Below are 16,581 nucleotides of genomic sequence, written 5' to 3' on the forward strand. Positions count from 1 at the left end.
CGCTATGGGCTCAGGTCGCCGCGCACCCGACAACCTGTGCCCTATCCGATCGCCTTCCGCACCTCGTCCGCGAGCCGCTGGGCCACGGGCGCGAACTTCACCGCGAACTCCTCCTGGTCCTTCGGCACCCACGGCCCGTACGGGGAGAGGCGCACCGTCGTCCGCCCGACGTTGAAGGAGTACTGCAGCGACTCACCGATCGAGAACGCACACGCGTCGCCGTCCCCGATCTTCGCGGGCGCGGGCGTGGCGGGGCCGAAGAGCCGCCGTGAGCTGGAGTTCGGGTCGCAGTCGGGTTCGTTGATCGGGGGCATCGTGGCGTCCCTGTGAATGGACAGGTCCATCTCGAGGCTGTTCCCGCGCTTGCGGACGTGCCACTCGGGCGTCGACCGCTGGCACATCTGCCCTGTCACGTACACGTACTTGCCGTTCTTGAGGTCCTTCAACACCTCGTTCTCGGAGATGTCGGCCTGCACCACCCCCGAGTCCTCGCTCCCGGTGACCTCTTCGAAGATCTCCTGCGTGAGGATGTCGCAGGCGGGCGGCACGCTCTGATAGCGGCCGGTGTACGCGAACCTGGTCTGCCCCTTGGGCGCCGCGGCGAAGTTGAGTGCGATCTTCTCGAGCAACCTGTCGTGGGCCGCCTCGTAGTCGAACCCCTTGTTGTCGTTCAGCCGTCCCGCGCTCACGTACACCGCGGCGCTGCCGTCAGCGCTGTGGATGCGCGTGAAGAAGTCGCCTTCCTTCTTCTCCTTGGCCTTGAAGGCCCGCAGACCACCGATGGTCGCCGCGACGTCGTCGCCGATCGCCCTGGCCGGCAGCGGCTCGCTGAACGGCTCCTGCTCCACCGAGATCGCCAGAAAGTCGATCCGCCCCTCCTGCCGCACGTCGTACCGGCACGCCGTGATGCCGTCGTTCGCACCTTTCACCGTGGCCAGCGCCGCAGGCACAGACCTGGGCACGTACGTCTGACTGTGGCCCCCTCTCGCCACATCCCCGAAGCCGGTCTCCTCGAGCAACGACGCAGGCATGAGAGTGCAGGCATCGATCACGGCCACCTCGCCGTACATCACCCCGTCCGCCGAAGTCCGCTGCTCGAGCACATCACCATCAGCGGGCCCAGGTTTCTCGGCAACAACGGGCCGATCCTCACCCGAGATCAACAAAACCGCGGTGACACCACCACCCAGCAACACCACCACCACCGCCACCACAGCCGTGATGATCAATCCAGTGCGCCGCTTCTTGGGAGGCGTCTGAAATGGCGGCCCGGGATGAGGCGGGAACGGATAAGGCTGCTGATGCGGATGGTGCGGCTGATAAGGCGGCAACGGGCCGTTCACGTGTTCCCCCAGGCAGTAGATCGAGTCGCGTCCTCTCCCGGTCGCGGAACGTACCGGAATCAGCGCGGTGCGCCACCAGGAACGACACTGAGCGTGAGGTGGAACCGACAGGGGGTGGTCTTCGTCCAACCACAGGTACGTCTTACGCAGGCGTTGGTAACCTGCGAAGAGGGACCGAACCGTTACCGACCGTACGGGGGTATGACGTCGTGACACAGGAGAACGCGGGGGCGGGTGCCGTTCTCGGTGCCGCTTCGGCAGTGACGGGCGGCATGGCGGGAGTGGCGTTCGGCGCCCTGAAAGCCGCCGACGCGGTCATGGACCGCGTCACGCAGGGCTTCGGGAGCGGCGGGGGGACCCAGAAGTTCCACGTCGAGAAGGAGACGGTCCTCCAGGCGGGCAAAGTCGTCCACGACCAGTGGTTGCTGCTCGACAAGGCGTACAACGACAAGGCAGAGCTCCTGCGGATCAAGTCCGTGGGGGATGACCGGGTCACTGCGGATGTCGTTGCGGCCTGGAACGACCGGCTGGTTGGCAACACGGACTCGTACGGAAATCGGATCAAGGCGTACATCGATGCCCTGAAGAGCCTTTCTGATCAGCTGAAGGAGTCTGCTCAGCAGTACGGTCTCAGCGAGGAAGACATCACTGCGACGTTCAGGGCAAAAGCGTGACCATGAATTTCTCCAAACTTGTGGCCGTGCTGATCTGTGCGGCGGCGGTCTCTGCGTGCACCACGACTGGCGAGACCGGAAATCCGACCGCTGCGACGCAGACGACCGGTTCGTCCGGCAACGAGTCCTCGGGCAACCTGCCCGCGCGTCCGTCGATCTTGAAGGTCGATTCCGTGGACGCCTGCAAGCTGCTCACGGCAGATCACATGAGTCAGATCGGCGTGGAAGTCGCCACTCCCAGGCAAATGAGCCTGGTCGATGGGCAGCAATCTCCTGGCTGCCGGTACACGGGAACGGGTGGCTTCGGCTACACGGTGGGTGCGGTGACGCACAAAGGCGTGTCTTACTGGATCGAAGGCGACGGAAATGTCGAAAGCAAGGTCATCAAGATTGCTGATTTCGGCGCTGTCGAGATCACTCTGAAGGGCACCGACAACTTCGACTGCTCGGTGTCGATCGACGTGGCTGATGGTCAGCAGCTGATGGTCAGTTACATCCCGAGCACCACCACCGAATCCCAAAAAGGCCAGTCCGTCCTGTGTGGAAACGCTGAAAAGGCCGCCGGATTCGCGCTTGCGACACTCAAGACTTTGAAGTGAGGGGGAGTCATGTCGGGATATCGGCAGCTGACTGACTGGAACTTCGACGGTTGGTCCAACGGCGAGCTCGCAGCCGAGGTCCAGAAGCTCTCGGGCACCTCGATGGCCTCGCGGTTCGGTGAGGCCTCCGACGCACTGCGTTCGCTGGCCAACACGCTGGAGAGCGTCGATCGCACGATCCGGGACCAGCTCAAGGTCCTCAAGATCGAGTGGGGCGGCGCAGCAGGCGAGAAGAGCAACGAGAAGACGGACGTCGTCGCCGCCGGTCTCGACCAGAGCACCCAGGCGTCGAACCAGAGTTCCCAGGCCATGACGCAGCAGGGCGAGAGCACCAGCCAGGCCCGCTACAGCACGCCGCCGTCCGGGGACCTGCGCGGTGACACAGAGCAGAACTTCGGCGACAAGGTCGGCGGCTTCTTCGGCATCGAGACCGACCACGCCAAGGAAGTCGCGGCCACCAACGCGGCCCGCCAGCAGGCCATCGACAGCCTCAACGGCTACGTGAACGGCAGCCAGAACTCGCTCAACGGGTTCCGCGCGCCCAACACCCCGCCGGACATCGTCGTCGCCAGCGGTGCCGTCTCCACCTCGGTCGGCCCTGCCGTCACCCCCGGCACCGGCGCCACGCCCGGCATCACCGGCGGCCCCGGCTACACGGGCAGCCCCGGCGGCACGCCCGGCTTCACCGGCACCCCGGGCACCTCGATCCCGAACATCCCCGGCAACTCCACCGGCGTCATGCCCGGCACCGGCCCCGGCACCCCCATCGCGGCGGGCCCCGGCTTCCCCAAGCCGATCGGCGCCCCGCCCATCGGCCTCGCCGCCGCTGCCACCGGCGCAGCCGCACTAGCCGGCGGAGCAACGGGAGCGCGCGGCGCTCAGGTCGTCGGCGGCGGACGCGGTCCCAGCCAGGCACCCAAGACGCCCATCGCACCCACCGGCCCGAAGGGCGCGCCCAGCACCATCGGCGCAGGCGCTAAGGGCAGCCCCGGCGGCGGAGGTGCCGGCGGCGCAGGTGGCACCGGTGTCGCAGGCAAGGGACCTGGTGGCGCGATGACCCCAGGCGGTGCCAGCGGCGTCGGCCCCGAGGCGAACCGTGCCGGTGCTGCCGCGGCCGGCAAGGGCGGCGTCGGCGGCAAGGGCGCCGGATCGCTCATGTCTCCTGCGGCCAGCGGGGCCAAGGGTGAGGGCGAGGAGGACGGCGAGCACGTGCGCAAGTACGGCGTCGACTCCGACGAGATGTTCGGTGATGACCGCATGGTGGTTCAGTCCGTCATCGGCGAAGACCCGAAGGACAAGTAGATCCCTTTGAGCTCACCAGGTTCTGTGGTTCTGTCCACAGTGGAGTTCGCCGTGGTCTGGGAGGCGCAACGCCTCCCGGCCGCGCACGTCGCGCTGGACACGCGGATTCCCTCCATCACCCACACCGAGAAGTCCGAGGTGGTGAAGCGGGCCTGGGAGTCTCTGGAGGCGCGCGGGCTCGCCCACAACGGGCGGGTCGTGCCGGAGCTCGCGGACGGGTTCGCACTGCTGGCCAACCACCAGGTGGCCATCGACCTGTGGATCTGGGCCGACCGGCAGATCAGCGGACTCGCCGCCGCGATCGGCGACGAGGCGATCCTGGCAGTGCAGGACCGCGACGAGATGTGGTTGATCGAGGCCCGCGGCACGGCACTCGCCGAGGCCGCGGTGTCGGTCGCCGGCGAGATGCCCGCCGGGTTCGGGCGGTCGATCAGCATGCCGTACGACGAGCTGGTGTCCGCCGCCAAGAACGTCGGGCTGGACGCGCAACGCATGATCACCTCGTTGGAGCGGCAGGGAATGCGGCTCGGCGACGCCCAGGAGCTCGCCGGCATGCTCGACGGCATGTCGACGCGCGGGCAGTTCGGCGTGCAGCGCAACGGACGCCGCGCCGCACGCGTCGTCTCGTTCCACGACACGCACAACGGGCGATACCTCCGCCAGCTCAAGCCGAGCAGCGACGGCCGCCAGTGGTGCACGATCACGCCCGTCGACAACCATCGGCTCGCCGGTTCGATCTGGGAGCTCTTGCAAGAAGTCTGATCACGGAACCCCCGTTGATGCCCGCCCGTCGAACTCGACGGGCGGGCATCGTCGTTCGAAAGAGCGAATCGCCGCACCGCCCGCCGCAATTCGTTCTAAGGTCAGCGAGCAGACGTTGAGGGGGTAGGCGCGCATGGCTGCGACGAAGTTCAACACGGAAGCCATGGAACAGTGCCGAACGACCGTGAGCAGTCAGGCCGGGCAATTCGGCGCGATCGGTGACGGCTTTTCCGGCCAGTACGGCAATCCGGACATTTTCGGGAAACTCGGCTCTTCCGGCACGATCTCGGGCGCGGTGTCCGCAATGGACCAGGCAGGCGCCCAGGAGTTCGAAGCAGCCGAGAAGGTGCTGCGCAAGGTGGAAGGCGCACTCGACGCGATCCGGACCAACGTGGACAACGTCGAGGAAGCCAACAAGAACTCCATGAGGGCGGTGTAGCCGTGAGCGCGATGGACGAAGTCGCGGCGCTCCCCGGCGGCGCAGCACTGGCCGCGCTCGCCGACAAGATCGAGACCGCCCAACCCCAGGCCGTCCGCGACATAGCGACCCGCTGGAAGCAGGCAGCCGGCAAGTGCGGCGACCAGACAGGCGTCCTGCAACGCTCCGTAGCCCAACTGGACGGAGGCTGGGAAGGCAAGTCGGCCGACGGCTTCGTCGCCTACATGGGCAACGTGACCAAGTGCGGCACCTCGATGACCGAAGCGCTCACCAACGCCGCGACCGACCTGGAGGCGGCCGCGAGCGCACTGGAAACCGCCAAGACGTCGATGAGCCGCATCTGCGAAAACCTCCTGAGCCGAGCCCGCCAAACCCGCCAACAACTACGCGGCCAGCCCCAAGAAGACGTGGACAGCGTCATCCGCAGCTACGTGGCCGAGGCCGTCAGTGACGCCACCCCGGTCATCTCCCAGGCCGAAACCGCCGTCAACACAGCCGCCGGCACCCTGAAGGGCCGCCCCGCGGCCCTGACCCCGAAGTTCTCGACCTTGGAAGACCCGAACACCCAGTCGTTCGTCCCGGCCCCCGGCAAGCCCGTCGACTGGGCCCCGACCGCCCCACCCGACGACTCGACCAAGACGTCCGCCACGGCAACTTCAACCCCACCCCAGCCCGCGCCGTCGGGCAACGGCGGCGGCGGAGGCGGCGCTTCCGGTGGTGGCGGAGGCGGCGGTGGTGGCGAGGGCGGCGGCATGGGCGGCCTCGGCGCGAGCGGTGGCCCGCCTTCGGGCAGCCCGCCTCCCGGCAACGTCGAGGAGTGGATCCGCGAGGCCATCAAAATCCTCCAGGCCAACGGCATCCCGGTCACCGAAGAGAACATCGACGAGATCTGGAAGATCATCGAGAAGGAGTCGAGCGGCAACCCGCACGCCATCAACCTCTGGGATTCCAACGCCCAGGCGGGCACGCCCTCCAAGGGCCTGATGCAGTGCATCGACTCGACCTTCAACGCCCACAAACTTCCCGGCCACGACGACATCTGGAACCCGGTCGACAACATCATCGCCGGCGTCCGCTACACCTTCTCGCGCTACGGCGGCTTCGAAGGCCACCCAGGCCTGAAGGCAATGTCCCAGGGCGGCGGCTACCAAGGGTATTAACGCCCCACGATCGGGTGAGCTTTGTCCTGAATCCGGCCCTTCTCCGTCTGGTAAGTCGTGACGGAAAAGGGCCGGGTTTCGCTTGTCCACACCCACATGGGTAATGGATGTCCCAAAACACTGTTCTCGTTTCTCTCGCATATGCGGAAGCGCGGGGGGTGCGGACCGAAGGTGGAGGGCGGACGGAGAGGGCTTTGGCAGCGGCCCGAGGTGAGGTTGAGGCGGCTGGAGGTGAGGGAGGGAAGGCGAGGTGCGGGAGATGAGGTGGCTGGGTGGTGAGACGGAGAGGGCGGCGAAGCGAGCAGGCTCGGCGAGGTTGGGCCGGTGACGGGTGGCCGGTGAGTCGCGGGCCAGGCGCGAGGTCGACCGGCAGGCGGGTGAAGGACTGTCAGGCGTGGGACTGTCGGTCGGCGGGCGGTTGGGTGCCGGACTGTTGGGTGTAGGGCAGTCGGCCAGCGAGCTGCCAGGCGCCGAGCAGTTGGGTGGCGGATAGACGGATGCCAGACAGGCAGGTGTCGGGTGCCGGGGATCGGGCAGTTGGGCGGCAAGTCGGCGGGCTCCCGGTTGGTGGGTGGGGCGGGGCCTCGGGGGCGGCGAGAACGTGGGGCTGGGTGGGTGGTGGGGAGTTAGCCTGGCGGCATGCTGACCGTGGCTGCCCGCGCCGACGTCCCGCCCTTCCACGTCATGGACGTGTTGTCCGCCGCCGCGCAGCGGCAGCGCACGCACGGGGACGTGATCTCGTTGGCGGCCGGCCAGCCGTCCAGCCCTGCGCCGCGGCCCGTGCGGGATGCTGCGGCGCGTGCCCTTGAGCAGCACTCGCTCGGGTACACCGAGCAGTTGGGGATTCTTGAGTTGCGGCAGGCGATTGCCGGGCATTACGGGCGGCAGTACGGGCTTGCGGTGGACGCGGATGACGTGGTGGTGACGACCGGGTCGTCGGGGGCGTTCACGTTGGCGTTCTTGGCCGCCTTTGATGCTGGGGATCGGGTGGCGTTGGCCCGGCCCGGGTATCCGGCTTACCGGAACATCCTGAAGGCGTTGGGGTGTGAGGTCGTCGAGTTGGATTGTGGGGCTGAGACTCGGTTTCAGCCCACGGTCGAGATGCTCGATCCCGGGTTGAAGGGAGTGATCGTCGCCAGTCCGGCCAATCCCACTGGGACGGTCGCCGATGTCGGGCCGATCGCCGAGTGGTGTGCCGGCAACGGGGTTCAGCTGATCAGTGACGAGATCTACCACGGGATCAGTTACGGGGAGCCGTTGCGGTGTGCTTGGGAGACGAGTCGGGATGCGATTGTCGTCAACTCGTTCTCCAAGGCCTTTGCGATGACCGGGTGGCGGTTGGGGTGGATGTTGTTGCCGGAGAGGCTCCGGAGGGCCGTGGATTGTTTGACCGGCAACTTCACGTTGTGTCCGCCCGCGTTGGCGCAGTATGCGGCGGTGGAGGCGTTTCACGCCGATTCGTACGCGGAGACCGCGGGACATCTCAAGCGGTACAAGGTCAATCGGGATCTGCTGCTCGAGGGGCTGACGGATCTCGGGATCGGAAAGTTGGCGCCTGCTGACGGGGCCTTCTACGTGTACGCGGACGTTCGGCATCTGACGGACGACTCGATGGGGTTCTGTCGGAAGTTGTTGGCGGACACCGGGGTTGCGATCGTGCCCGGGATCGACTTCGACCCCGTGGACGGGCATCGGTTCGTGCGGATGTCGTTTGCCGGGGCCACGCAGGACGTCGAGGAGGCGCTTCGGCGGTTGAAGGCCTGGCTCTGAGGGCACGTGCAACAAAAGGGCTTGGTCGGACGTTCACGGAGCGGAGGGAGGTCGACATGTGGGCGATCATCGGGTGGCTGGTGGCGATCTGGATCGTGCTGGCCGTGGTGGGGGCCGTTGTGAAAGGCCTTTTCTGGCTCGCTGTGATTGGAGGACTACTCCTCGCAGGCACTGCGGCTTACGGTGCGATCAAATCCAAGCGATGACTCTGGATAAATGACGGCGCACCGCTCACCATGGGGCGGTGTTGTTGGCGAACGAGGCCCGCCTCGAGCGGTGGGAGCGAAAGGTCGAGTGGCCGTTGACGGCACTCGCCGTGGTGTTTCTCGCCGCCTACGCGTGGCAGGTTCTGGACGACCACGGGGCCATGCACTTCGCGTTGGAAGTGGTGTTGTGGCTGGTCTGGGCCGTGTTCGCGGCCGACTTCGCGACCAGGATGACGTTGGCGCAGAACAAGCTGAAATTCCTCAGGACGCACCTTTTTGATCTTGCGGCCGTGGTGTTGCCGATGGTGCGGCAGCTGAGAGTGCTCAGGCTGATCACCGTTATCACGTTGCTGAACAAGAAGTTCCAGGACAAGATCCGGCAGCGGGTCAGTATTTATGTCGCGGGCGTGACGGCAATCGTCGCGTTTTGTGCGAGCCTCGCGGTGCTGGACGCGGAAAGGCACGCGGAGAACGCGAGCATCACCACGTTCGGCGACGCGCTGTGGTGGACGCTGACCACCATGTCGACGGTCGGGTACGGCGACCGCTACCCCGTCACGGGCGAGGGGCGGCTCGTCGCGGGGCTGCTCATGGTCGGCGGGATCGCGCTGCTCGGTGTCATCACCGGCACGATCGCGAGTTGGCTCGTCGAGAAGCTGCGCGGCGTCGAGAACGCCGAGCTCGAAACGGCCGCAGAGCTCAAGAACCTACGGGCGGAGATCGCCGAACTCCGCAAGGAGCTCAACGCGCGCAGCGGCGGCTGAGGTCCACAACCGCGCGTCCCAGCCGGCCGCACGAGCACCATCCACATTGGACTGACGGTCGTCGAAGAAGATCACGTCCGACGAGCCGATCAACGACGACGTGTGCTCCCAGATCGCCGAATCCGGCTTGGCGACGAGCAGATCGCCGGAGAACACCAGGTGCCGGAAGTGCTTGGCCCAAGGAGCGACAGAAGCCAGCCGCGCGAACGTCACCGGCGCGTTCGACAGCAACGCCAGGGGCACACCGAGAGCGGCCAGGTCCTCGATCAACGCCACGGTCTCGGGCACCGGATCGTCCAGCCAGCCGCCGTTGTCGAGCGCGGTCATCTCCCGCACCTCGTCAGCCGAGAACGACCGCCCCAGAACCGACCCGATCAACGCCCAGTAAGCGGCATCCGAAGACCCGCGGTCATAGGCGTCCCGATCCCAATAAGCAGCCTCGAAGACATCCAAAGACACCCCGAGCCGCGCGGCCATCGAGGGCAGCGCAGGGTTGCGGCGGCTGATGACCTCGCCGAAGTCGAACACGACCCAGCGCATCAGACGTCCTCCCGCACCCGGCGCAGCACCTCGGCGATGTCGGACGAGTCCACGTCCCCGTGCGTCACGAACCGCACCTTGCCCGACATCGGACTGGCGAGAACCCCGACCTCGCGCAACGACAACAACGTCTTGTCCAGATCGGGAACGGACGCCAGCACGATGTTCGTCGCCGGCGCCTCCACGTCCCACCCGAGCTCACGAAGCCCGGCAGCCAAAGCAGCAGCACCGGAGTGATCAGCGGCCAGCGAAGGAATCCGGTCCAAAGCGACGAGCCCGGCCGCCGCCAGCACGCCACCCTGCCGCACCCCGCCACCCAGCATCTTCCGCACTCGCCGAGCCTCGACGGCGAAAGCCGAAGACCCGGCCACCACGGACCCGACCGGCGCTCCGAGCCCCTTCGACAGACAGACCTGCACGGTGTCGACACCAGACACCAAAGAAGAAGGCGTCACCCCGAGAGCAACGGCCGCGTTCCACAACCGAGCCCCGTCGAGGTGCACGGCCAGCCCACGAGACCGAGCCGCGGCGACCAACTCCAAGTGCGCAGCAACCGACGTGACCGTGCCACCGGCAGCGTTGTGCGTGTTCTCCAAGCACAACAACGTCGTCCGCAGCCCGTAGTAAGGCGACTCCCCACCAGCGGCGGCAACGACAGCAGCAGGCGTCACGTCGACCAACGCGTGCGGCATCCCACCGGCCAGCCAGGCCGCGGTCCCCAACTCGGCGTCCAGAACGTGCGCACCGAGCGGAGCGAGGAACCGATCCCCACGCGACAAGTGCAGGTACAAAGCGATGAGGTTGCCCATCGACCCGGAGGGAACCCACAAGGCAGCCTCGACGCCGAGAAGCGCAGCCACCCGCTCCTCCAGAGCGGCCATGGTCGGGTCGTGGTCCAGGACGTCGTCGCCGACCTCGGCCGCGGCCATCGCCCGGCGCATCGCGTCATCGGGCTGGGTGACGGTGTCCGAGCGCAGGTCAATGGGCTTCACACCCCCGATCACATCACATCAGGTGAACGACCGAGGGGGTGATGTAGCTCTCTCCGATGGTTCGTGCAACCGTTGGTGGCCCAGGTTCCGTCCAGTCAGTGCAACTCGATGAACGAGCGGAGAGCAGTCCGCGTGGATCAGCGCGACGAGCAGGAGTTCGCGGAGTACTTCGTGGCTCGCCGTGAGGCTGTGCGCCGAACGGCATACCTGCTGTGCGGCGACTGGCACCGCGCTGACGACTTCGCGCAGACGGCGTTCGTGGCACTGCACAGGAGGTGGCGGAAGATCCGGGACAAGCAGGCTCTGGACGCTTACGTCCGCCGCAGCGTCGTGCGCGCGGTGATCGACGAGTCCCGCCGTCCGTGGCGGCGCGAGAAGTTCACCGACGACATGCCCGAGTCACCGACGACGGACCACGAGATCGGTGAGACGGTCGCGACGCGCGAGGCGTTGCTGAAGGGCCTGCGCAGAGTTCCGCCGCGGCAACGGGCGGTGCTCGTGCTGAGGTTCCTCGAGGGCCTCGACGTCACGGCCACGGCCGAGGCGCTGAAGTGCTCGGAAGGAACTGTGAAGAGTCAGACCGCGCGCGGACTGGCAGCGCTCAGGGAAGCTCTGGGTGACGCGATCGACGACCTGCGACCGGCGTCGTGAGCGCCGCGACCAGCGAGAGGAGGACGTAGATGGACGAGCAGAAGCTCGCGGACCTGTTCCGCGACGCCGCACACGACGCGCCACCGGCGTCCTTCGACGTCGGCGACATCCGCACGGGCTCGCGCAAGGCCGCGCAGCGCAGGCGCAACTCGATCGCCGCAGGCACCGCGTTCGTCGTGGTGCTCGGCTTCGGCGGGGTTGTGGCCGCGAACAGCTGGACGAGCCAGGACGGCGGCACGCTGGCCGTCCAGGGTTCTGGGCAAGACCGGAACAACGAGGCAGAATCGCCGATGTCTCCGCAACTGGCGAACCCGCCAACGAACTTCGCCGGCAAGGACACGTCCACGCAGGGGGACGGGTCCACGCTGGGAAGCACCGGCCTTGGTGCCGGTGACAGCACAGTGCAGGGCTGTGCAGGTGTGGACCGAGAGCTCGCCGACGCCCTCGCCGTCGAGCTTTCGGTTCCGCCGGAGAGCGCCGAGGTGCCCACGCTCACCTGCCCCACCGACGCCCGGTCGGCCGCGTTCAGGATCGGCGGGCTGACGGTCACCGCGATCGTCACGCCCCAGTCGTTCGACACCCCGGCCGGCACCGAGCGGCGGAAGACCGCCAAGAGCCAGGACCTGTACGTCTACGCCGAGGGCGACGGACAGCTGAAAGGGCAGGTCGGCAGGGTCGCGGACGCACTGGCGCCCAAGTTCTGACCGAACGCCCAGTACCCTGGCTCGACTATGACGGCAGCAACGCCCAAGGGTGAGCGCAGGCGGCAGGCGCTCGTGGAGGCCGCGTCCGGCCTGTTCGCGGAGGGCGGCTTCGACGCGGTCCGGCACCGCGCGGTCGCCGAACGCGCTGGTCTGCCGCTCGCGTCGACCACGTACTACTTCGACTCCCTCGACGAGCTGATCACCGCGGCCGTCGAGCACCACGGCCGCAGCGAACTCGCGAGCTTCCGCGTGCGGCTCTCGTCGATCTCCGAGCAGATGACCGACGACGTGCTCGTGGAGTTCATGCTCGACCTGCTCGTCGGCGAGGACGCCACGGACATCGAGGCCGTGCTGCTGCGCTACGAACGCCTGGTCGCGACCGGCCGCCGCCCGTACCTGCGGCCGTTGATGCGGGTGCTGTCGACCGAACTGCGCGGGCTCATCGCGGACGTCTTCGCGCGCTCGGGCCGGGACATCGGGGCCGAACGGATCGAGGAGCTGATCGCGCTGGTCGACGGCTCGGTGGTCAACTCGTTCATCGAGCTCAAGTCCGACCCGAGGGGCGTCGCGGGCAGGATGCTCCGTTCGGCCCTTTCGCGTCACGAGTGATGCAACCTCGCGTTCCTCTGACGCGTTCCCCTGGTTGAGGACGCGAGAGGGGAACGCATGCGCAAGGCCGACGAACAGGGCTTTCGCGAATTCGCGGCAGCCAATGCCGCGTCTTTGCGACGTACTGCGTACCTCTTCTGTGGCGACTGGCACACAGCGGAAGACCTGATGCAGTCGAGCCTCATGAAGATGTACCTCGCCTGGAAGCGGATCAAGGATCTCGACAACCTGATCGCCTACGCCCGCAAGGTGCTGCTGCGCACCTGGCTGGACGAGAAGCGCAGGCCGTGGCGCAGAGCCGAGCAGCGCGACGGGGAGCTGCCCGACGCCGCCGACGCCACTGTGGACCCCGACACGACGAGTGCGAAGTTGTGGGCGCGTGAGCTGGTGCACACCGCGTTGCTCCAGGTCCCGCCGCGGCAACGGGCGGTGCTCGTGCTGCGGTACTTCGAGGACCTGTCGGTCGCCGAGGTGGCGGTGGCCATGGGGTGCACCGAGGGCACGGTCAAGAGCCAGACGGCGCGCGGTCTCGCCACGCTGCGCACCATCGTCGAGAAGCTCGACAACAGTTCGGGGAGGGTCGCGTCGTGAGTGAGCAGGAGATCCGCGAGGGAATGCTGCTGGCCGTCTGGGACGAGCCGCCGCTCGACTTCGACCCCGACACCCTGATCAGGCGGGTGGAGCAGAAAAAAAGTCGACGACGAGCCCTGGTCGCTGTGGGCGTGGCTACGGCGATGATCGCCGTCGTGTCGTTCTCGCTGCCCGGCCTGCTGCCGCGCGACCAGAACGCGCAACTCGCCACGGACACCCCGGCGAGCGCGTCGACTGCCCCGTCCCAGAACACGCAGAAGAAGGCGGAGCGCATCGGCGACCTGCTGGTCGCGAACCTCAGCTCCCGGATGCGGAACTTCAAGGAGCTCTACTCGTCGTTCGGTCCAGGCCGCAACCCCTACCCGATCAACGCCATCGAGCCGCCACCGCAGTGGTCGTCGAGCGACAGGGACTTCTCCGGCTACGTGTACTTCACCGACGACATCGGCCCGACGGCCCTGCGCGTGTCGGTCACCAGGGACAACTTCAACCTGAACACCTTCTGCAGCGGCGCGTCCTACTGCCGTGAACTGCAGCAAAAGGACGGTTCGGTCGTCACCGAGGCGGAGTACCTGCAGGGGACGAACGAGGTCCAGCAGGCCGAGGTCGCCCGCAAGTACGAGAGCGGAGTCATCGTCCGGATCTCCTCGTACGCGGTCAACCCCTCGAACGGCCTCGGCATGCGGGCGACAGTGCCGGTGCGCGTGGGCGTGCTCACAGACCTGGTCTCGGAGCCGAGCATCGCCTGGGAGTGACGGCCGGGTGCACTAATCTCAAGGACGTGACGAAGCCCCGCATCGCCAACGTCCTCGCAGGTCGGTACGCCTCCACGTCGCTCGCGACGCTGTGGTCCGCCGAGCACAAGATCGTGCTGGAGCGCCAGCTCTGGCTCGCCGTGCTGAAGGCCCAGGCGGCCGCGGGCATCGACGTCCCGGCCACGGCGGTCGCGGACTACGAGCGCGTGCTGGAGCAGGTCGACCTCGAGTCGATCGCGGCACGCGAGCGCGTCACCCGGCACGACGTGAAGGCGCGCATCGAGGAGTTCAACGCTCTCGCGGGCCACGAGCAGGTCCACAAGGGAATGACCTCGCGCGACCTGACCGAGAACGTCGAGCAGCTGCAGGTGCTGCGGTCGCTCGAACTGATCCGCTCCAAGGTCGCCGCCGTGCTCGGCCGCCTCGCGCGCCTCGCCGCCGAGCACGGCGACCTCGTCATGGCCGGCCGTTCGCACAACGTCGCCGCGCAGGCCACGACGCTCGGCAAGCGGTTCGCGACGGGGGCCGACGAGCTGCTGGTCGCGTTCTCCCGCCTCGACGAACTGATCGCGCGCTACCCGTTGCGCGGCATCAAGGGCCCGGTCGGCACCGCCCAGGACATGCTCGACCTGCTCGGCACGCCGGAGAAGCTCGCGGAGCTGGAGCGCACGGTCGCGGGCCACCTCGGCTTCGAGCGCGTGCTCACGTCCGTCGGCCAGGTCTACCCGCGCTCGCTCGACTTCGACGTCGTCTCGACGCTCGTGCAGCTCGCCGCCGCGCCGTCGTCGGTCGCGAAGACCATCCGGCTGATGGCGGGCCACGAGCTCGTCACCGAGGGCTTCAAGCCCGGCCAGGTCGGCTCCAGCGCGATGCCGCACAAGATGAACACCCGCTCGTGCGAACGCGTCAACGGCTTCGCGGTGATCCTGCGCGGCTACCTGTCGATGGTCGGCGAACTCGCGGGCGACCAGTGGAACGAGGGCGACGTGTCGTGCTCGGTCGTCCGCCGGGTCGCGCTGCCCGACGCGTTCTTCGCGTTCGACGGCCTGCTGGAGACGTTCCTGACCGTCCTCGACGAGTTCGGCGCGTACCCGGCCGTCGTCGCCCGTGAGCTGGACCGCTACCTGCCGTTCCTCGGCACGACGAAGGTGCTGATGGCGGCCGTGCGCGCGGGTGTGGGCCGGGAGACCGCGCACGAGGCCATCAAGGAGAACGCGGTGGCCGTCGCGCTCGCGATGCGGGAGCAGGGCCTCGCCGGGAACGACCTGCTGGACCGCCTCGGCGCGGACGACCGCCTGCCGCTCGACAAGGCCGCCCTCGAAGCGCTGCTGGCAGACCGCCTGTCGTTCACCGGCGTGGCGTCGGCGCAGGTCGCGGCCATTGTCGAGCAGGTCGCGGCGGTCGTCGACAAGTACCCGGCCTACGAGCCCGAGCCGATCCTGTGATCGTGTCCGACCTGGTCGTCTACCCGGTCAAGGGGTGCGGCGGGTACTCCGTCGCCTCCTCGGCCGTGGACCCGACCGGGTTGCGCGGCGACCGGACGATGATGCTGGTCGACGAGAACGGGATGTTCCTGTCCCAGCGCAAGGTTCCCGCGATGGCGGCCCTGCGGCCGCACCTCGCGGATGAGGCGTTGTTCCACGGTGGACAGTCGTTCCCGATCGTCGCCGACGGACCGCGGGTGCCGGTGACCGTGCACAAGTGGCAGGGCACCGGGATCGACCAGGGCGACGAGGCCGCGCAGGCGTTCTCGGACGCGCTCGGCAAGTCCGTGCGGCTCGTGCGGACACCGCCTGACCTGCACCGCGAGTCCGTCGGCCAGACGACGGGCGTCGTCGGGTACGCGGACGCGCACGCGTTGCTGATGATCTCGCTGTCCTCATTGGACGGCCTGAACGCGCGCATCCTGGAACGCGGCGGCGAGCCCGTGCCGATGAACCGCTTCCGCCCCAACGTGGTCGTGTCCGGCTGGCCCGAACCGCATACGGAGGACCGCGTGCGGCGGGCGGTGATCGGGGACGTGGAACTGGGCTACGCCAAGGACTGCGTGCGCTGCGCGGTGCCGATGGTCGACCAGGAGACGGGGCTGCGCGACGGCCCTGAGCCGACCAGGACGCTCGCCACGTACCGGCGCGATCCGGACGGTGGCGTGACCTTCGGGATGAAGGCGGCCGTGGTCGGCACCGGCACCATCTCGGTGGGCGACAAGGTCGACGTGCTGGAGTGGGCCGACTAGAGCCGCGCCACTAGGCCTTCTGCCAGCGCAGCCGGTCGCCGCGCTGAGGATCCTTGCGGCACACCAGGTTCTCGCCGAGCAGGCCGATGCCCTTGGCGTTCTCGGGGTCGCAGCGCGCGCCCTCGTTGACCAGCAACCCCTGCTGCGGGGGCGGTTCCGGGGTCGTCGTCTGCTGCGCGGGCGGCGGGGCCTGGACCGGCGGCGGCTGTTGCCGGGTCGTCTTGGGCGTGGTCGTCGGCGCGGGTGATGACGACGATGTCTTGACCGTGATGTCGGCGACGTCAGGGGTCGGCACGATGCTCACGGCCTGGGGCGCGCTGGAGTTCAGCGAGCCGCCAGGAGCAGGAGACGAAATGGGGCTGGAGTCGAAGCTCCACCCGGCCACACCCAGCACGATCAGCAGAGCAGCACTGGCCAAAGCTGGGATCCACAAGGCCTTTCTTGTGAGCACGGGTGCACCTTAAGCTTCTTTTGCCTTGATCTG

General features: G+C 67.8%; 20 protein-coding genes. 16 read left to right on the forward strand and 4 right to left on the reverse strand.

Annotated features, from left to right (window positions below):
* Positions 1–41: 41 nt before the first annotated feature.
* A complete protein-coding gene (locus JNUCC0626_RS34820) occupies positions 42–1,229 on the reverse strand; it encodes a hypothetical protein (RefSeq protein ID WP_394614974.1) in 1,188 nt (395 codons plus the stop codon).
* Between the two features lie 323 nt (positions 1,230–1,552).
* Here JNUCC0626_RS34820 and JNUCC0626_RS34825 point away from each other — a divergent pair, with 323 nt between their 5' ends.
* From JNUCC0626_RS34825 to JNUCC0626_RS34865, 9 genes are all read left to right on the forward strand, one after another.
* On the forward strand, positions 1,553–2,017 hold the full coding sequence (locus JNUCC0626_RS34825) for a hypothetical protein (protein WP_394614975.1): 465 nt from the start codon (positions 1,553–1,555) through the stop codon (positions 2,015–2,017).
* A gap of 2 nt (positions 2,018–2,019) precedes the next feature.
* On the forward strand, positions 2,020–2,616 hold the full coding sequence (locus JNUCC0626_RS34830) for a DUF3558 domain-containing protein (RefSeq protein ID WP_394622168.1): 597 nt from the start codon (positions 2,020–2,022) through the stop codon (positions 2,614–2,616).
* 9 nt (positions 2,617–2,625) lie between these two features.
* Positions 2,626–3,918, forward strand: a complete 1,293-nt coding sequence (locus tag JNUCC0626_RS34835) for a hypothetical protein (protein ID WP_394614976.1) — start codon at positions 2,626–2,628, stop codon at positions 3,916–3,918.
* Between the two features lie 39 nt (positions 3,919–3,957).
* Positions 3,958–4,680, forward strand: a complete 723-nt coding sequence (locus tag JNUCC0626_RS34840) for an ESX secretion-associated protein EspG (protein WP_394614977.1) — start codon at positions 3,958–3,960, stop codon at positions 4,678–4,680.
* 133 nt (positions 4,681–4,813) lie between these two features.
* The gene (locus tag JNUCC0626_RS34845; RefSeq protein WP_394614978.1) at positions 4,814–5,119 is read left to right on the forward strand and encodes a hypothetical protein; all 306 of its coding nucleotides are present in this window, start codon (positions 4,814–4,816) and stop codon (positions 5,117–5,119) included.
* 2 nt (positions 5,120–5,121) lie between these two features.
* A complete protein-coding gene (locus JNUCC0626_RS34850) occupies positions 5,122–6,279 on the forward strand; it encodes a transglycosylase SLT domain-containing protein (RefSeq protein ID WP_394614979.1) in 1,158 nt (385 codons plus the stop codon).
* A gap of 639 nt (positions 6,280–6,918) precedes the next feature.
* Positions 6,919–8,049: a pyridoxal phosphate-dependent aminotransferase gene (locus JNUCC0626_RS34855; RefSeq protein ID WP_394614980.1), complete on the forward strand. Its 1,131-nt coding sequence runs from the start codon at positions 6,919–6,921 to the stop codon at positions 8,047–8,049.
* A 56-nt stretch (positions 8,050–8,105) separates the two neighbouring features.
* Complete coding sequence (locus JNUCC0626_RS34860; RefSeq protein ID WP_166049133.1) at positions 8,106–8,255, forward strand: hypothetical protein; 150 nt, start codon at positions 8,106–8,108, stop codon at positions 8,253–8,255.
* 38 nt (positions 8,256–8,293) lie between these two features.
* Positions 8,294–9,019 (forward strand): potassium channel family protein, encoded by a 726-nt coding sequence (locus JNUCC0626_RS34865; RefSeq protein ID WP_394614981.1) that lies wholly within the window; start codon positions 8,294–8,296, stop codon positions 9,017–9,019.
* On the opposite strand, the gene JNUCC0626_RS34870 is transcribed toward JNUCC0626_RS34865, so the two are convergent.
* Positions 8,963–9,559 (reverse strand): HAD-IA family hydrolase, encoded by a 597-nt coding sequence (locus JNUCC0626_RS34870; protein ID WP_394614982.1) that lies wholly within the window; start codon positions 9,557–9,559, stop codon positions 8,963–8,965. The genes JNUCC0626_RS34865 and JNUCC0626_RS34870 overlap by 57 nt on opposite strands.
* Positions 9,559–10,560 carry a GntG family PLP-dependent aldolase gene (locus tag JNUCC0626_RS34875; protein WP_394622169.1) on the reverse strand — a complete coding sequence of 334 codons (1,002 nt, stop codon included), beginning with the start codon at positions 10,558–10,560 and terminating at the stop codon, positions 9,559–9,561. Before JNUCC0626_RS34875 ends, JNUCC0626_RS34870 begins: the two co-directional genes overlap by 1 nt.
* 123 nt (positions 10,561–10,683) lie before the next feature.
* Here JNUCC0626_RS34875 and JNUCC0626_RS34880 point away from each other — a divergent pair, with 123 nt between their 5' ends.
* From JNUCC0626_RS34880 to JNUCC0626_RS34910, 7 genes are read left to right on the forward strand one after another with little or no spacing between them, the layout of a single operon-like run.
* Positions 10,684–11,202: a SigE family RNA polymerase sigma factor gene (locus JNUCC0626_RS34880; protein ID WP_394614983.1), complete on the forward strand. Its 519-nt coding sequence runs from the start codon at positions 10,684–10,686 to the stop codon at positions 11,200–11,202.
* A gap of 29 nt (positions 11,203–11,231) precedes the next feature.
* On the forward strand, positions 11,232–11,906 hold the full coding sequence (locus tag JNUCC0626_RS34885) for a hypothetical protein (RefSeq protein WP_394614984.1): 675 nt from the start codon (positions 11,232–11,234) through the stop codon (positions 11,904–11,906).
* Positions 11,907–11,933: 27 nt separating this feature from the next.
* On the forward strand, positions 11,934–12,515 hold the full coding sequence (locus tag JNUCC0626_RS34890) for a TetR/AcrR family transcriptional regulator (RefSeq protein ID WP_394614985.1): 582 nt from the start codon (positions 11,934–11,936) through the stop codon (positions 12,513–12,515).
* A gap of 57 nt (positions 12,516–12,572) precedes the next feature.
* Positions 12,573–13,106: a SigE family RNA polymerase sigma factor gene (locus JNUCC0626_RS34895; protein WP_089918696.1), complete on the forward strand. Its 534-nt coding sequence runs from the start codon at positions 12,573–12,575 to the stop codon at positions 13,104–13,106.
* Positions 13,103–13,861 (forward strand): hypothetical protein, encoded by a 759-nt coding sequence (locus JNUCC0626_RS34900; RefSeq protein WP_394614986.1) that lies wholly within the window; start codon positions 13,103–13,105, stop codon positions 13,859–13,861. The genes JNUCC0626_RS34895 and JNUCC0626_RS34900 overlap by 4 nt, the downstream gene beginning before the upstream one ends.
* 26 nt (positions 13,862–13,887) lie before the next feature.
* Positions 13,888–15,306 (forward strand): adenylosuccinate lyase, encoded by a 1,419-nt coding sequence (purB, locus tag JNUCC0626_RS34905; RefSeq protein WP_394614987.1) that lies wholly within the window; start codon positions 13,888–13,890, stop codon positions 15,304–15,306.
* Between the two features lie 2 nt (positions 15,307–15,308).
* Entirely contained in the window at positions 15,309–16,097 is a 789-nt protein-coding gene (locus tag JNUCC0626_RS34910; RefSeq protein WP_394614988.1) for an MOSC domain-containing protein, read from the forward strand.
* 10 nt (positions 16,098–16,107) lie between these two features.
* Here the strand turns inward: JNUCC0626_RS34910 and JNUCC0626_RS34915 are convergent, their stop codons facing one another.
* Positions 16,108–16,548, reverse strand: a complete 441-nt coding sequence (locus JNUCC0626_RS34915) for a hypothetical protein (protein WP_394614989.1) — start codon at positions 16,546–16,548, stop codon at positions 16,108–16,110.
* Between the last annotated feature and the right edge of the window lie 33 nt (positions 16,549–16,581).

It is taken from the genome of Lentzea sp. JNUCC 0626, assembly GCF_043632865.1.
In the GTDB taxonomy this organism is placed as follows: Bacteria; Actinomycetota; Actinomycetes; order Mycobacteriales; family Pseudonocardiaceae; genus Lentzea.

Bases quoted from the DNA above. Each gene is read 5' to 3' on its own strand.
- JNUCC0626_RS34890 (WP_394614985.1), top strand. From the start codon at position 11,934: ATGACGGCAGCAACGCCCAAGGGTGAGCGCAGGCGGCAGGCGCTCGTG.
- JNUCC0626_RS34860 (WP_166049133.1), top strand. From the start codon at position 8,106: ATGTGGGCGATCATCGGGTGGCTGGTGGCGATCTGGATCGTGCTGGCC.
- JNUCC0626_RS34895 (WP_089918696.1), top strand. From the start codon at position 12,573: ATGCGCAAGGCCGACGAACAGGGCTTTCGCGAATTCGCGGCAGCCAAT.
- JNUCC0626_RS34885 (WP_394614984.1), top strand. From the start codon at position 11,232: ATGGACGAGCAGAAGCTCGCGGACCTGTTCCGCGACGCCGCACACGAC.
- JNUCC0626_RS34870 (WP_394614982.1), bottom strand. From the start codon at position 9,559: ATGCGCTGGGTCGTGTTCGACTTCGGCGAGGTCATCAGCCGCCGCAAC.
- JNUCC0626_RS34855 (WP_394614980.1), top strand. From the start codon at position 6,919: ATGCTGACCGTGGCTGCCCGCGCCGACGTCCCGCCCTTCCACGTCATG.
- JNUCC0626_RS34830 (WP_394622168.1), top strand. From the start codon at position 2,020: ATGAATTTCTCCAAACTTGTGGCCGTGCTGATCTGTGCGGCGGCGGTC.
- JNUCC0626_RS34835 (WP_394614976.1), top strand. From the start codon at position 2,626: ATGTCGGGATATCGGCAGCTGACTGACTGGAACTTCGACGGTTGGTCC.
- JNUCC0626_RS34845 (WP_394614978.1), top strand. From the start codon at position 4,814: ATGGCTGCGACGAAGTTCAACACGGAAGCCATGGAACAGTGCCGAACG.